The sequence below is a fragment of the Rossellomorea sp. NPDC077527 genome (assembly GCF_044542955.1).
Taxonomy (GTDB): domain Bacteria; phylum Bacillota; class Bacilli; order Bacillales; family Bacillaceae_B; genus Rossellomorea; species Rossellomorea aquimaris_E.
Map to the genome: position 1 here is coordinate 43,900 of NZ_JBITVL010000002.1, position 14,358 is coordinate 58,257.

Annotated in this window: 15 protein-coding genes; 1 reads left to right on the top strand and 14 read right to left on the bottom strand. The window is 42.4% G+C overall.

Annotated elements, in window-relative coordinates:
• Nucleotides 1-31 precede the first annotated feature (31 nt).
• From ACIGG7_RS05415 to ACIGG7_RS05470, 12 genes are all read right to left on the bottom strand, one after another.
• Nucleotides 32-1,786, bottom strand: coding sequence for an ATP-binding protein (locus ACIGG7_RS05415; protein WP_224940334.1), 1,755 nt, complete (start codon nt 1,784-1,786; stop codon nt 32-34).
• Nucleotides 1,783-2,499, bottom strand: a complete 717-nt coding sequence (locus tag ACIGG7_RS05420) for a response regulator transcription factor (protein ID WP_224940333.1) — start codon at nt 2,497-2,499, stop codon at nt 1,783-1,785. The genes ACIGG7_RS05415 and ACIGG7_RS05420 overlap by 4 nt, the downstream gene beginning before the upstream one ends.
• 120 nt (nt 2,500-2,619) lie before the next feature.
• The gene (gene ccsB, locus ACIGG7_RS05425; RefSeq protein WP_224941298.1) at nt 2,620-3,795 is read right to left on the bottom strand and encodes a c-type cytochrome biogenesis protein CcsB; all 1,176 of its coding nucleotides are present in this window, start codon (nt 3,793-3,795) and stop codon (nt 2,620-2,622) included.
• A complete protein-coding gene (gene resB, locus ACIGG7_RS05430; RefSeq protein WP_397549112.1) occupies nt 3,788-5,446 on the bottom strand; it encodes a cytochrome c biogenesis protein ResB in 1,659 nt (552 codons plus the stop codon). The genes ccsB and resB overlap by 8 nt, the downstream gene beginning before the upstream one ends.
• A 31-nt stretch (nt 5,447-5,477) precedes the next feature.
• Nucleotides 5,478-6,008 (bottom strand): thiol-disulfide oxidoreductase ResA, encoded by a 531-nt coding sequence (gene resA, locus ACIGG7_RS05435; protein WP_397549113.1) that lies wholly within the window; start codon nt 6,006-6,008, stop codon nt 5,478-5,480.
• 257 nt (nt 6,009-6,265) lie between these two features.
• Nucleotides 6,266-6,997 carry a pseudouridine synthase gene (locus ACIGG7_RS05440; protein ID WP_224940330.1) on the bottom strand — a complete coding sequence of 244 codons (732 nt, stop codon included), beginning with the start codon at nt 6,995-6,997 and terminating at the stop codon, nt 6,266-6,268.
• Between the two features lie 147 nt (nt 6,998-7,144).
• On the bottom strand, nt 7,145-7,672 hold the full coding sequence (locus ACIGG7_RS05445; protein ID WP_224940329.1) for a spore maturation protein: 528 nt from the start codon (nt 7,670-7,672) through the stop codon (nt 7,145-7,147).
• On the bottom strand, nt 7,673-8,266 hold the full coding sequence (locus tag ACIGG7_RS05450; protein ID WP_224940328.1) for a nucleoside recognition domain-containing protein: 594 nt from the start codon (nt 8,264-8,266) through the stop codon (nt 7,673-7,675).
• A complete protein-coding gene (locus ACIGG7_RS05455) occupies nt 8,259-9,419 on the bottom strand; it encodes a D-alanyl-D-alanine carboxypeptidase family protein (protein ID WP_397549114.1) in 1,161 nt (386 codons plus the stop codon). Before ACIGG7_RS05455 ends, ACIGG7_RS05450 begins: the two co-directional genes overlap by 8 nt.
• Before the next feature lie 192 nt (nt 9,420-9,611).
• Nucleotides 9,612-10,091, bottom strand: a complete 480-nt coding sequence (locus ACIGG7_RS05460; RefSeq protein WP_224940326.1) for a DUF3907 family protein — start codon at nt 10,089-10,091, stop codon at nt 9,612-9,614.
• A 119-nt stretch (nt 10,092-10,210) separates the two neighbouring features.
• The gene (scpB, locus tag ACIGG7_RS05465; protein ID WP_224940325.1) at nt 10,211-10,804 is read right to left on the bottom strand and encodes an SMC-Scp complex subunit ScpB; all 594 of its coding nucleotides are present in this window, start codon (nt 10,802-10,804) and stop codon (nt 10,211-10,213) included.
• Nucleotides 10,791-11,555 (bottom strand): segregation/condensation protein A, encoded by a 765-nt coding sequence (locus tag ACIGG7_RS05470; RefSeq protein ID WP_224940324.1) that lies wholly within the window; start codon nt 11,553-11,555, stop codon nt 10,791-10,793. Before ACIGG7_RS05470 ends, scpB begins: the two co-directional genes overlap by 14 nt.
• 166 nt (nt 11,556-11,721) lie before the next feature.
• Between ACIGG7_RS05470 and ACIGG7_RS05475 the strand changes: the two genes are divergently transcribed.
• Nucleotides 11,722-12,252 (top strand): DUF309 domain-containing protein, encoded by a 531-nt coding sequence (locus tag ACIGG7_RS05475; protein ID WP_224940323.1) that lies wholly within the window; start codon nt 11,722-11,724, stop codon nt 12,250-12,252.
• Between the two features lie 16 nt (nt 12,253-12,268).
• Here ACIGG7_RS05475 and ACIGG7_RS05480 read toward each other — a convergent pair whose 3' ends face one another.
• A complete protein-coding gene (locus ACIGG7_RS05480) occupies nt 12,269-12,640 on the bottom strand; it encodes a GNAT family N-acetyltransferase (protein ID WP_224940322.1) in 372 nt (123 codons plus the stop codon).
• A 358-nt stretch (nt 12,641-12,998) separates the two neighbouring features.
• Nucleotides 12,999-14,300 (bottom strand): diaminopimelate decarboxylase, encoded by a 1,302-nt coding sequence (gene lysA / locus ACIGG7_RS05485; RefSeq protein ID WP_397549115.1) that lies wholly within the window; start codon nt 14,298-14,300, stop codon nt 12,999-13,001.
• Nucleotides 14,301-14,358 lie beyond the last annotated feature (58 nt).

A 14,358-nucleotide genomic window follows, 5' to 3' on the forward strand; every position in this document is an offset into this window, starting at 1 on the left:
CCATATTTCTATGGATTCCATCGATTTTTGGCTAAATAGGAAGAAAGAAAGTGAAGGCTGTCCCTTGATCGACTTTGCTTTGCACTTGTATATGCCCTTTATGGGATTCAATGATATTCTTTGCAATCGCAAGACCGAGACCTGTTCCGGACTTTCCTCTTGTTCTGGCTTTGTCAGCTTTATAGAAACGTTCGAACACGAAAGGAAGATCTTCCTCAGGAATCCCAGAACCCGTGTCTCTTACATGAAACAGGTAACCGCCTTTCTTCTCTGTCAGGGAAACCGTCACTTCCCCTCCTGTCGGTGTATGTCTCAATGCATTATCAATGAGATTGGTTAATACTTGTTCAATCCGATCCGGGTCCATATAGATTTCCTTCTTGATTTCTACGTCACTTTCAAAGTATATGGAAACTTTTTTTTCCTTAGCCAAACCGATAAACTTGTTTGTCACTCTTTCCGTGAAAGGCATGACCGCTATCACGTCTTTATTCAACGTGATATGTCCAGCCTCCATCCGGGCAAGATCGAGAAGATCGTTCACCAGCCTCCCCATTCGAAGAGATTCATCATAGATGATACGGGCAATTTCTTTCTTTTCTTCTTCCGAACCTGCTATATCATCCACGATTGCTTCACTATATCCTTGAAGCATGGAAATAGGTGTACGCAGTTCATGCGAGACGTTTGCGATAAAGTCCTTCCGAAGTTTATCCAATCGTCGTTCTTCTGTCATATCTCGAACCACCGCAACGGCTCCCCTGATGGTGTTGTTGTTATAGAGTGGGCTGACGATCACCACATAGGAACGTCCCTGCAGACTCAGTTCACCTGTTTGTTCCATCTCGGTTACAACTACGCTTTGCAATAATTCTCTTACAGTCGTCGGGATCGCCTCTTCACTTTGCTCATAATACCAATGCTGCAAGAAACGATCTGCAGGAGGATTGGTGATCAGAATGGTGCCGTCCCGATTAAAGGTGATGACCCCATCTGCCATACTGCTTAGAATGGATGAGAGCTGTTCTTTCTCCTGACTGAGTGCGTTGATGTGAAACTTTAATTGTCTTCCCATCTGATTGAAGCCAGTGGCGAGTTCTCCGATTTCATCCTTCGTCAGGATCGGCACCTTGGTATCGAACTTTCCTTTAGCCACTTCAAATGCGGCCTCTCTCATTTTCCTGAGTGGTGCAGTGATACGGGTGGACAGGAAGAATGCAAAGATGGTCGTCAGAATGATAGCGATGCCTGCTGCAAGCAGGATCAGCTTGGTGGTCTGTCTAGTTGTATCCTTTATTACCCCAAGTGACTGATAGAGGTAAACGGCTCCATCTTTTCCGTTAATATGAAGGGGCGTGCCGACAATGATGACATTCTCATATCGATTGGACGACTCCTTCGACAGTTCAACCTCTTTTTTGCTCGTGATGCCTTTCATTTTGACCGATTGAAGCTGCTTATCCTTAGAAATATAATCGTGAACTTTCTTCTGAAAGGCGGTCGAGTCCTGTGAATACAGGGATTCATTTTGATCCAATGATATGATGATATTCACCGGTTCATCAATGATTTCCTTCCCTAATTCCATCCCAAGGGTTAGATCATTATGATTCTCGATGACTCTTGCCACTTTCTCTGCCGTATGGGTCAATTCTTTCTCCACTACATCCACATGGTAATTCTGAAAGAATTCAAGTAATAGAATGGTCAGAATAAATAATACAAATGAAACCAGCAGCAGGATGGTTAGCCACAGTTTCCCAACTACACTACGCCAAAGCCTCATTCATTTGTTACCTCGAATTTATAGCCAACTCCCCAAACGGTCACGATCATTTTGGCTGCCATTTCAGAAACTTTATTCAGCTTTTCCCTTAAACGTTTCACATGGGTATCGACCGTTCTCAGATCACCGAAAAATTCATAATGCCAAACTTCCTTGAGAAGATGCTCACGGTCAAATACTTTATCCGGTGCTTTTGCAAGAAAATATAAAAGTTCATATTCTTTAGGGGTCAAATTGACATCGATTCCATCCGCTGTCACACGGTGTGCGTCATTGTCAATTGTTAGATGCGGATACACGATAAGATCCTTAGCTTTTGTATCACTTTGGATGAAACTGGATTTCGTAGACCGTCTTAATAAAGCTTTCACCCTCAGGACGACTTCGCGGGGGGAAAATGGCTTCACAATATAGTCATCGGTCCCGACTTCGAACCCTTGTACCCTATTCACTTCTTCACCCTTCGCAGTAAGCATGATGACGGGGGTCGCCTTACTTTCACGAAGGTGCTGACACACTTCGATTCCGTCCATACCTGGCATCATAATATCCAAAAGGATACAGTCATAATTTTGTGCCAGAGCCATTTCTAACGCTATTTCTCCATTTTCAGCTTCATCAATGACATAATTTTCTCTTTCCAGATACATTTTTAACAGTCTGCGGATCCGATCTTCATCATCTACGACTAAAATCCGGATATTTTCCTCCATGGGTTCATCCCCCTTTGTATATTTAACCATATTATCCTATATTTTATATGAAAAAAGAAGCTGACTCAAAGAGAATGTAATTCTCGTGATCATCAGCTCCTTCCCATTCATTACGATCCTTTAAGCATATGAGTGTAATCCCGCAATGATAAGGTTAACGGCCACAAGATTGAATAGGATGATCGCAACCCCCACCACGGCTAACCATGCTGATTTTTCACCATGCCATCCTTTTGACAGGCGAAGGTGAAGAAAAGCTGCATAGAATAGAAATGTAATCAATGCCCATACCTCTTTGGGGTCCCATCCCCAGAAGCGGGTCCAGGCAATTTGTGCCCATATCATGGCAAAGATGAGTCCGCCAAGTGTAAAGACTGGAAAACCGATCAAGACGGAGCGGTATCCGATTTCGTCCATCAGATCAAGATTCACATTCTTGACAAGGGGCTGCATCTTAGCTGCTATACGTTTTCTGAAGATCAAACGTAGAATTAGATAAATTACAGTACCGATCGTAAATGACCAAATGACTGTGTTTAATTTTTTGGCATTTATAAGGGCAGGCATTTCGACAACCGGCTCCATCACACCGTCTGTTAATAATTGACCTTCATTCGGTCCTACAAGTGCAGGGAGTGTGTATTCCGCAACAGCTTCTTCACCCTGTTGATTCACATATTGGAAATCCGCTTCGTAATTCCCCAGAGTAAAGGCTGTTGATGCGACAACAAACCCTAAAACGACCACCAGTGAATACATCACGGTTTCGAGCCAGAAAGATTGCTTGCTCCCCTTTGTATGCTGAACGGATTTTAATAAGTAGATAAGTCCCGCCACAAAGCTGATGGAAAGAATCGCTTCTCCTGCTGATACAGTTGTGACATGGATCTTCAACCAATCACTTTGAAGGGCTGGGATGAGCGGGCTGATATCTTTAGGAAACATGCTCGCGTAGGCAATGACCAACAAGGCGAATGGCAGAGCAATGACACCAAGTATCGTTGTCTTGTACATAAAGTAAAGAATGATGAATGCCCCAACAAGCATCATTCCGAAAAACGTCGTAAATTCAAATAAATTACTTACAGGTGCATGACCGGATGCTCCCCATCTAAGAAAGAAGTATCCCAACTGTGAGGCAAATCCGATCAGGGTTAAGACAATCCCAATCCATCCCCATTTCTTCTGGTTTGTTTCCGTTGTATTCTTTTGACGGATACTCCCGCCAAAAAATAGTGTAGCAATTAAATACATGATAAAGGATACATAGAGTAAATTACTGCTCCATTCAGCCATTGTTGTCGTTGACATCCTCATTCCTCCTCACTTCGTCTTTTTGTTGTTGGTCGTCGGGCTCGTTGATTCCGGTACCCTCCAGCACATAGCTGATTTCATTTTTCAAGCCGTGCCAGTTTTTATTCGTATGACCGGCCACGATGACTCCATCCTCACTCCGTCTAATCCAGATTCTTCTGTGATGCCAATAGGCACCTTGTATGACACCGATCATGAAGATCGCGCCTCCGAGAGCCAATATCCAGAGAGTCAGATCTTTATGCACGGTCAGGGCGGATACATCTCTCGTCCCAACACCTGCAAATGACAGTTTATAGTCATTTTCCCCAAGTGGCTCGAGGTTTTTTCGAATCCCTACAAAACTGATTTCACCTTCAGGCTTTTCAGGTGAAAATAACTTAAACAGGAAAGCCGGATTATTTGGTAGTGGGGATTTTGTTTGAGGTTCCCCCTGCTCATTAAAACCTGAAAAATCCGGATAATATCCCATCAACTCTGCCTTATATCCATCTTCAAATTCATATGAATCCTGAGGATCGAATAAATCGACGGTGAATTCCCCGAAGCTTTCCCCCGACTTTTTATTGTCAAGGGTAAAGGACATTGATTTGAATTCATCCAATTTATAACTTGTCTGATACACGGCAAAATGGCCGAATTTAAGAGGCTGGTTTACTTTAATGGATTCTTCCTGCTCTTTTGTACGTTTTGCCTTCTGGCCCGGAACACGATCCCCTGATTCTTTATAGAGGATTACATCAGATTGGAAATTTTTAGCGATGGTTCCGTTTTTGTCAATCGCTTCACCAAACACTTCTTTATCTTTGTCTTTATCGTATGTCTCAAGTGTGAATTCTTTGTTTTCTAAGTAGTATTCCTGGTCCGTACCAGGTACGGCTCTCGTTTCGCCTTCACGAATCCAAACCGTTTCGTCGATGTACATCCCCGGAACAAATCGCAGCATCCCTCCGAAAAGGAAGATGATTAGACCTATATGATTTACATATGGACCCCATCTGGAGAAGCGATTCTTCTCTGCAAGGATATTTCCATCCTCTTCACGGATCTTATACTTTTTCTTGGTCAACTTTTCTTTTATTTTGTTGACAGGTTCCTTATACTCTATCATTTCTGTTTTGCCGTATATCCTTTGGCGTTCAAGAAAGCCCAGATGTCTTGTAACACGTTGATTCTTCAACGCGCGGTATAGGGGGATCACTCGGTCCAAGCTACAAATGACGAGGGAAACCCCGATGGATGCGATTAAAAGCAGGTACCACCAAGAGCTATAAAGGTCATGGAAACCTACCGTATAGTACAAGTCTCCGAAGAAACCATAAACATCCTTATAGTATTCATCAGCAGGCTGACCATTTGGAATATACTGTTCCTGAGGTAATATCGTTCCAACTGCTGAAGCCACCAGTGTGACAACAATCAGCCACACCCCAACCTTCACAGAAGAGAAAAAGTTCCATATCTTATCTACAATCGATTTGTTATACGTTTGGGAACGTCGGGCACTTCCCTCATAACGCATGTCATGGAGTTTCTCATTCTTTGCTTCTTCTGTTAAAGCTCTTCCACAAGATTCACAGAGAACGGTACCGTTTGGATTCACATGACCGCATACACATTTGATCTCTTTCATGTTAAAACTCCTTAATTCAAGTTAAACTGCCTTACGGCTTGATGCTCTCTAAATCTTCGATGATATCGTTTTCTGTCATCGTACCTGTTATGATCTTCTCGATTTCCCCTTGAGGGTTGATCAGGAACGTTGTTGGAAGTGGATCGATCCCGTATGCATTCTGCACTTCCTCTTCTTTATCTACTATTATAGGGAACTCCAACCCGTGTTTTGAGACGAATCGATTAATCAAGAAATTGGATTCACCCACATTGACAGCTAAGATCTGTACGCCTTGGTCCTGATATTTCTTATACTGATTATTCATATAGGGCATTTCTCTTTCGCACGGTTTGCACCATGTTCCCCAGAAGTTCAAGAAGACACCTTGTCCCTTATAGTCGGATAGGCGATGTGTATTCCCTTCCATATCCGTGAGAACAAAGTCAGGTGCCTTGTCTCCTGCCTTTAACATTCCTCTTTCATCCTTTGTGAAGTTTGCATAAAGCGTATATGCAACTGCAGAAGTCAGCACAATGAGAATGATGGCCCGGATGAGTAATCTGCGTTTTTTCTTATTCATTTACGTGTGCCTCCCATATTGAAATCGTTCTCAAGAATGGAGAAGTTTTTTCTCTCTTTACAGTAGCAAAGGGCCTGAAGTCATAAGGGTTCACTTATGATTCCAGTCCCTGCCATAATGTACTGTTTCATATCCTCATAATAAGCAGAGAAATATCCCATGATTTCAGGGTAAAATTCCTTCCTCATTATATCATTTATCAGATTCACATTAATGTAAATTATATGAAGGATATGTGACACTTTCCATGTCAATCGTTAATGAATGCTTCCAGTTTCAGCCAGTGTTCTCAACTGCTTCACCTCATGTGGTGTCAGCTCTCTGCCTTCTCCTGCATTTAAACCGTGAAGTGTGAGGAATGCGTATCGTTCCCTCTTTAGTTTTTGTACCGGGTATCCAAGGGCTTCGAACATCCGGCGGACTTGACGGTTTCTTCCTTCATGGATGGTAATTTCAACAATCGATTTCCCCTGCTTTTTATCAATGCTCAGGACTTTCACTTTGGCTGGAGCGGTCATCCCGTCTTCCAGCTTAATCCCTTTTTCAAGCTCACGGATCTTAAATTTCGGTGGAATTCCTTTTAATCTTGCTACGTATGTTTTTTCGATCTCATTGCTTGGGTGCATAAGAGCATTGGCGAAATCTCCATCGTTCGTTAACAGCAGGATGCCTGAAGTTTCATAATCCAGTCTGCCTACAGGGTAGATCCTTTCCTCGATTTCCGGGAAGAAATCAGTCACGACCTGACGATCTTTATCATCGGTGACAGCGGAAATGACTCCTCTTGGTTTATATAGCATATAATATACTTTGTTTTCTCGTTCAATTTGAATTCCCGACACTTCAACCCGGTCCGAACCCGAAACCTTTGTCCCAAGCTCCTTCACTACTTTTCCATTGACCTTCACTTTGCCTTCTATAATTAATTGCTCTGCTTTACGTCGAGATGCCACTCCACTGTGAGCAATAACCTTTTGTAATCGTTCCACGGTCTTTCACCTCATTTAAATTTCAATACATTTGTCTTCATGAATTATTACACAATCCAGGCAAAATAGAAAGGCATAAAGAAAAATCGACCTCATTGGCCGATTTCTTTATGCCATTTTATCTTTTATTCAAGTAACGCTATCCCGTTAGAACATGATGGTGACGATGAAAATGGCGGCAGCAATTCCTACAAGGTCTGCCAGCAGACCGACTTTTAGGGCATCGCCCATTTTTCGGATTCCGACTGCACCAAAGTACACCGTTAATACGTAAAGAGTTGTATCTGTACTACCCTGTAAGGTCGAAGCCAATCTGCCAATAAACGAGTCCGGGCCGTATGTTGCGATAATGTCACTCATCATGCCAAGGGCAGCTGTTCCTGATATTGGCCTGATGATGGCCAGGGGGACGATTTCCGGAGGAATCCCAAGGGCAAGCAGTGCGGGTCTTATAAGACCCACAAAAAATTCAAGGGCACCCGATTCACGAAAGATTGTGATGGCCACAAGCATACCGATGAGGAAGGGAATGATGGAAACGGCGATTTTGATCCCTTCTTTTCCTCCATCAACGAAAACTTCATACGTGGGTACCTTTTTGATAGTCCCATAGATTAGTATAAACCCAATCATGATGGGGATCAGCCATAATGAGATTGTGGATATCCATTGCATCTACTTCACCTCTCGACGGGTACGCCTATAATGAAAATAACGATCGATCAATATCGCACCTATGGTGGATAACATAGTAGCAATCAGAGTCGGTCCTACAATTTCAGTGGGAGAAGCTGAATCATATTTCATACGGATCGCAATCACCGTGGTTGGAATGATCGTAATGCTTGACGTATTGATCGCCAAGAACGTAATCATCGACCTGCTTGCGACATCCCTGCCACCGTTCAAGCTTTTTAATTGTTCCATGGCCTTGATGCCTAGTGGAGTTGCGGCATTTCCCAGTCCAAACATATTGGCCATCATATTAGAAAGGATGTATCCCATTGCAGGATGATTTTCAGGTACTTCCGGAAATAGTCTCGTCACAAAAGGCCTGAACATCTTTGCCAGTTTATCCAGTAACCCTGCTTCCTGTGCGATCCTCATAACGCCCAACCAAAACACTAAGACACTGACCAGGCCAATACAGAGAGTGACGGCTTCATTCGCAGAGGTGAAGATGGCTTCGTTCACTTCTGCCATTTTCCCGTTAATGACCGCGAATACCAATCCAATGATCGTCATGCCCACCCATATTAAGTTAACCATTGTCTTTTACCCCTATGATGGACTCGAATGAGTAAGCCCAGAATTTCCACCAGCTCTTTTCTTTCTTCTCTTCACTTGAAGCTTCATAATAAATGGGAAGAGTATCTACTTTCTCGTTACCTAAATACACGATGGCCTTTCCAACCACCTCAGGCACATCCTGATTCTTTAACCATTCCTTCTTCGGCTTCAACATTTTATACTCGACCTTTACCTCTTTCACTTCCTCATCTGTCAGCGTCAATATGGATTCCCTTTTTAAGTAGGCATGGCCCTTATATACTTTGTCGTCCATTTTTTCGATCTTTCCTTTTTCCAGGGCAATTTTATAATCATAGTTCTTAAATCCGTATTCAAACATACCGATATGATCATTCCAGTCATCGGGACCGTTGAGGGTCACGGCAATCAGGTTCTCTCCATCCTTTGAAGCAGTGGACACAAGTGTTCTTTTTGCCAGTTTCGTATACCCCGTCTTCCCGCCCGTACTATGTTTATACAATTCAGTCAATAATCTATTTTTATTCTTCCATTTCCGGTCCCATTTCTCTTCAGGATTAGGTGCTGTGTGTACTTTTGTCCCAGCAATTTCCTTGTATTCCCCGTTTTCCATAGAATACCTTGTCAGAATGGCCATATCATACGCAGTGGAATAGTGATCCTTATGATCATCAAGGCCGTGGGGATTAGAGAAATGCGTATTTTCCATCCCGATCTCGTTTGCTTTTTCATTCATCATATACACGAATCCGTCGAGGCTTCCTCCTACAAATTCTGCGATAGCCACCGCAGCATCATTCCCGGATCTCAGCATCAACCCGTACACCAGGTCCTCGAGTTTGATTTTTTCCCCCGCCTTTAAGTAAAGGGAGGAACCTTCCGTACCTGCTGCATTTGAAGAAACAGTCACCTCCTGATCCATCTTTCCAGACTCAACGGCAAGGATCGCTGTCATGATTTTCGTGATGCTTGCTATTCGGCTTTGAGTATGGGCATCCTTTTCGTATAGGATCCTCCCTGTTTCCTGATCCATTAAGATCGCTCTTTGGGAACTGACAGAAGGTGCTGCCTGAACGTCATTGGATACCGTTACAAATAATAATGTGAATATCAGAAAAAAATATATGTAAAATTTCGCTCTTTTTCGATTCACACCCATCTACTCCTTTAAATCTAACGTGTTTGTACAAGTTTATGCAGGACAAGGGGTAATATGAGTGAAATCTTATGAGCAGATGGCCATGTCACCAGAAACCGATACCCTGCTGTTTAGTATCAAGAGAGTTATAAAAAAACACACAGTCATCCTGATGGACTGTGTGTAGCATTCCTATTTGTATCCTAATCATGCATGATGTTGCCGGCATTGGCTCACAAACTCAGCTAGATTCTCTCTCGTCCCATGAAAGTCCCCTTCCACATGTCGCAACAATGCAGCAAGGCAGCGGGGAGGCTCCTGCCTGAATCGAATGGCGCTGCCTTCCGGGAAAGTGGTACGAAGATCTTCAAACCAGAGATTATAGCGGGGAGAGTAATATTCAACGATACATTTATGATAGATTTTACAAAGGGCCTTCTCGGCAAGATCCTTCTTGTATGGCTCCAGTTGTAACAGGGTCGTACAGGAATCAAGACCGTCTTCACAATAGACCACCAATCTTCTCAAATTGGAAAAAAGACCTTCGTAGTATACTTTATCTCCTGGCCTTTCTTGCAACAGCATGTTAATGGTTACACCATTTAAATACCCTTCAAATTGAGTAATTACATCTTCAAGAAAGTTATGGATTTCCTGAACCCGGCTTTTCATTAAGAACTCGTTCACATATTCCCCTCCATCTCATCAACAGGACATAATTGCGAATGTTCAGAATTTAATCTCGATAAAACAGGCAGGACTTTTTTTCTGTCTCAAGTAGTCCTGCCTGTTCGTTGATTATGTTCTTATTCGTTCGTTTCCATCGTTTCCTGAAATTTTTCAAAGAATAGATCGGCTTCATCCTGCGCGAATTCGTCTTGGATACTTTCAGGGAGAGGGGGAAGCTCTTCGATACTTTTCAGACCAAAATAGTCGAGGAATTCTTTCGTTGTGCCAAATAAGTAAGCACGGCCAGTTCCCTCCGCCCTGCCCACTTCCTTGACAAGCCCTTTTGACATAAGGGTCTGAATCGGTCTCTCGGTCTTCACACCTCTTATTTGTTCAATTTCCATCCTTGTGATTGGTTGTTTATACGAAATGATCGCAAGTGTTTCAAGAGCCGCCTGGGAAAGGAAGCTTACATTTGGTGACTCTACCAGTTTTTTCAAGAAATCAGCATTGGTTTTCTTCGTCACCAGTTGAAAGGTACCTGCTATTTCAATGATGTAAATGCCTCTGTCATCATCCTTTTCGTAATCATTCTTTAATTCTTCAAGGACATCCATTGCTTCCTGTTCTTCAATTTCCAATACGGAACAGACCTGTTTCAGAGAAAGTCCCTCATCACCGGCTGCAAATAAAAGGCTTTCCAGGATTCCTTTCCAATTAATACTGTTCAACAAGTCCTGCCTCCTCTCCTGCTTCCACAAATATTTCCGTGAAGTTTTTTTCCTGATTGACGATGATTTGTTTCCGCTTCATTAATTCCAGCACAGCAAGGAACGTCACAACAAGATGCTCTTTACTATCGGAAGGGAAAAGACTTGTAAAGGATGTACGTGCGTTGAGACTTCTCAGGTTCTCGAGAATATCATTCATCCTCTTTTCAATGGAAATTTCCTGCCTGGTGATTCTCGTTTGAACGGGTCGTTGAAGCTTCTTCCTTCTTAATAATTTATGAAAAGCCCCAAGCATATCATATAAAGACACCTGTACGTCTGTATTCTTCAAATCCACCTCTTCACTGAACTCAGAAAGATCACTAGGAGGTTTCGTATATACTTGTCCACGCTCTTCTTCACGGTGCTTCAACTCAATCGCCGCTTCTTTGAATTTACGATACTCAATCAACCGTTCCACTAATTCATCACGGGGATCTTCTTCTTCAAATTCAATTTCATCGTTCACCATGCCATCATCATGCTTAGGAAGAAGCATCTTACTCTTGATGGCGAGTAGTGTAGCCGCCATTACTAAGTATTCGCTGGCAACATCCAGTTGCAGGTTTTTCATCGTATGTACATATAACATATATTGCTCCGTGATCTCCGCCATAGGAATATCATATATATCGATTTCTAACGAGTTAATGAGATGCAATAATAGATCCAGGGGACCTTCAAATGCGTCAATCTTCACATTGTATTCCATTTTATCACCAAATTTCTAATTACCATCTTTCCTGATAGCTACTTAATAGTATAGTAGAAAGACCACTATTCTCCAATAGAAAGTTTTGTATGTATGGGGCTTCCTGTCGTTTTGATAAGGGTTTGTGCTACAATTTAAACTACCTTACATCCAATGGAGGGATCTTATGGTTTATCCAAAAGCCTTTGTCGAGTTCCTGATGTATTTCCACGGAAATCGTGACTATTTTGAGTGCCATGAAGTATTAGAAGAATATTGGAAGGAGGCCGATCCCAAGAATAGGACTTCTCATTGGGTGGGATTGATCCAAGTGGCTGTCGGCTTTTACCATTACAGACGAGGGAACCTCGCAGGAGCGGTTAGAACATTCAATAAAGCTATCAATAATATCGAGCTGAACCAAAAAGAACTTGAGAAACTGGGAATCGCTTCTATTGATCTGAAGGAAAAGCTTTTAGAGATTACGTATGAAATCAACCATGGTCACCATTATCAAAGTATCATCCTTCCTCTGACTGATGATACACTTATAGATCAGGTTCAAGACCTTTGCAAGGAAAATGGTTATACCTGGTGTGCACCAAGTGACCTGTCAAATACAGGACTCGTTCACCGACATTCCCTTCGAGACAGGTCTGAAGTGATCGCCGAGCGTGAAAATGCCTTGAGAAAAAAAAGAGACAGACCTTCCGGTTAGGAGGTCTGTCTCTTCATTATTCCTCATGTTTCATTTCTAACGAATCCATTTCATCACATTTCTCAAAAAAGGAAGCGGTTTCTGAATTAGGTTTCACTTCTAGCTCTGAGTGCATCTCCCTCAGGTGTTTGACCATCGATTTCCCGATACCCTCATGACGGTGTGATGGGTTGACTGATATATGTTGAATCTCTAAGGTACCATCTGTTTTATACACTCCGATTAATCCTACTATGTCCTCTTCTTTCCATAAAAAGAGCTGCCAATTTTCTTCAGTTTCGTATTGCTTCATCGTTTGTTGAAGCTTCTTCAAATCCTTTTCATTTGGCATGAAAGATAATAATCCCATAGCAATCTTTTCAAACGCCTTTTTATACCGAATTAACATATTAACCCCTCGTTATGTTTTATGTCTAATCTATTTATTTCCTATTATAGACAAAAACTAGAAATTTAATGATATGAACGTTTATTTATCTTACTAAATTTACTATTATTAAGCAAATCAAAACCAATCAGTTCCCGGCGATGAACATCCAGTAGATGACTCCCCACACCAGACCTGCACCGATTAATAGCAAGAATAACCCTTTATTACTGATCTTCATGACTGACTCCTTTTCTAACTCTATTCGTTTATGCCATTGTTATTGTATAGTAAAAACGAAATTTGTTAAAGTATGTAATTCGGAATGCAAAAAAAGTAGTCTTTAAGCATGATATACTTAAAGACTAGATCCCTTGTATCAAGAAAACGTTACATCAAGGCTGATTAAGTCATCGTATGTTTCTCTCCGTACGGCTAATCTTGTTTCTCCGTTCTCGACAAATACGACGGGTGGGCGCGGTATCCGATTATAGTTATTTGCCATGGAATACCCATACGCTCCTGTACAGAACACCGCAAGAATATCTCCTGGTTCTGATTGAGGCAAAGGTACATCCCATATCAACATATCGCCGGACTCACAGCATTTCCCGGCAACAGAGACCGTTTCTTCAGTGATCCGGTCCGCTTTATTGGCTATCATCGCTTCATACTTGGCCTTGTACAGGGCAGGTCTGATATTATCATTCATCCCCCCATCAATCGCTACATATTTACGGATGCCTGGCACATCTTTCCTAGACCCCATTGTATAGAGACTGGTCCCGGCATCCCCTACAAGTGAACGCCCCGGTTCAATCCAGATTTCAGGCATCGTGAGATTGTATTTTTCTACCTCTTCTTTAACAGCAGCAATCATTTCCTTCACATATTGTGCAGGTGGAATCGGATCATCGTCTTTCGTGTAACGAATTCCAAACCCTCCACCCAAATTAAGGACCCTTGGATGAAAGCTGTATTGAGAATTCCACTCTGCCACCTTTTCAATGATTTTCCTGGCAGCCAGTATAAAACCGGTTGTTTCAAAAATTTGAGAGCCAATGTGGCAATGCAGTCCCAACAATTCAATGGGGGCAGCGTCCATTGCCAATTTCATTGCTCTTTCAGCCTGACCATTTGTTAAATCAAAGCCGAATTTCGAATCTTCCTGTCCGGTAAGGATATAATCATGGGTATGAGCTTCAATCCCCGGTGTCACTCTTAACAATACCCTGGTTGATTTCTCAAGAGAAAGAGATACCTCACTTACAAGCTCCAATTCATGAAAATTATCGACGACTATACAGCCGATCTGATGTTCAATGGCGAGCTTCAGTTCATCCCTCGACTTATTGTTCCCATTAAAATGAATGCGTTCAGCAGGAAACCCTGCCTTCAAGGCAGTAAACAGTTCCCCTCCTGAAACGACGTCCAGGGACAATCCTTCTTCCTTCATTAACTGAAAGATGGCGATGCAGGAGAATGCTTTACTAGCGTAGGCAACTTCTGCTTTCACCCCAAGGGATTCAAATGTTTCTTTAAAGCCCCTTGCACGCTCTCTGACAAGAGTTGTGTCATATACATAAAGGGGTGTACCATATTGTGCTGCCAAATCTACGGTACTCACCCCTCCTATCACTAAATCGCCATCTTTGATTTCTGCTGATCCATGAAGATACATGCAACATCTCATTCCCCTCTGTCATCCACGACTAATTAAACGTAATTTACCATAGAAC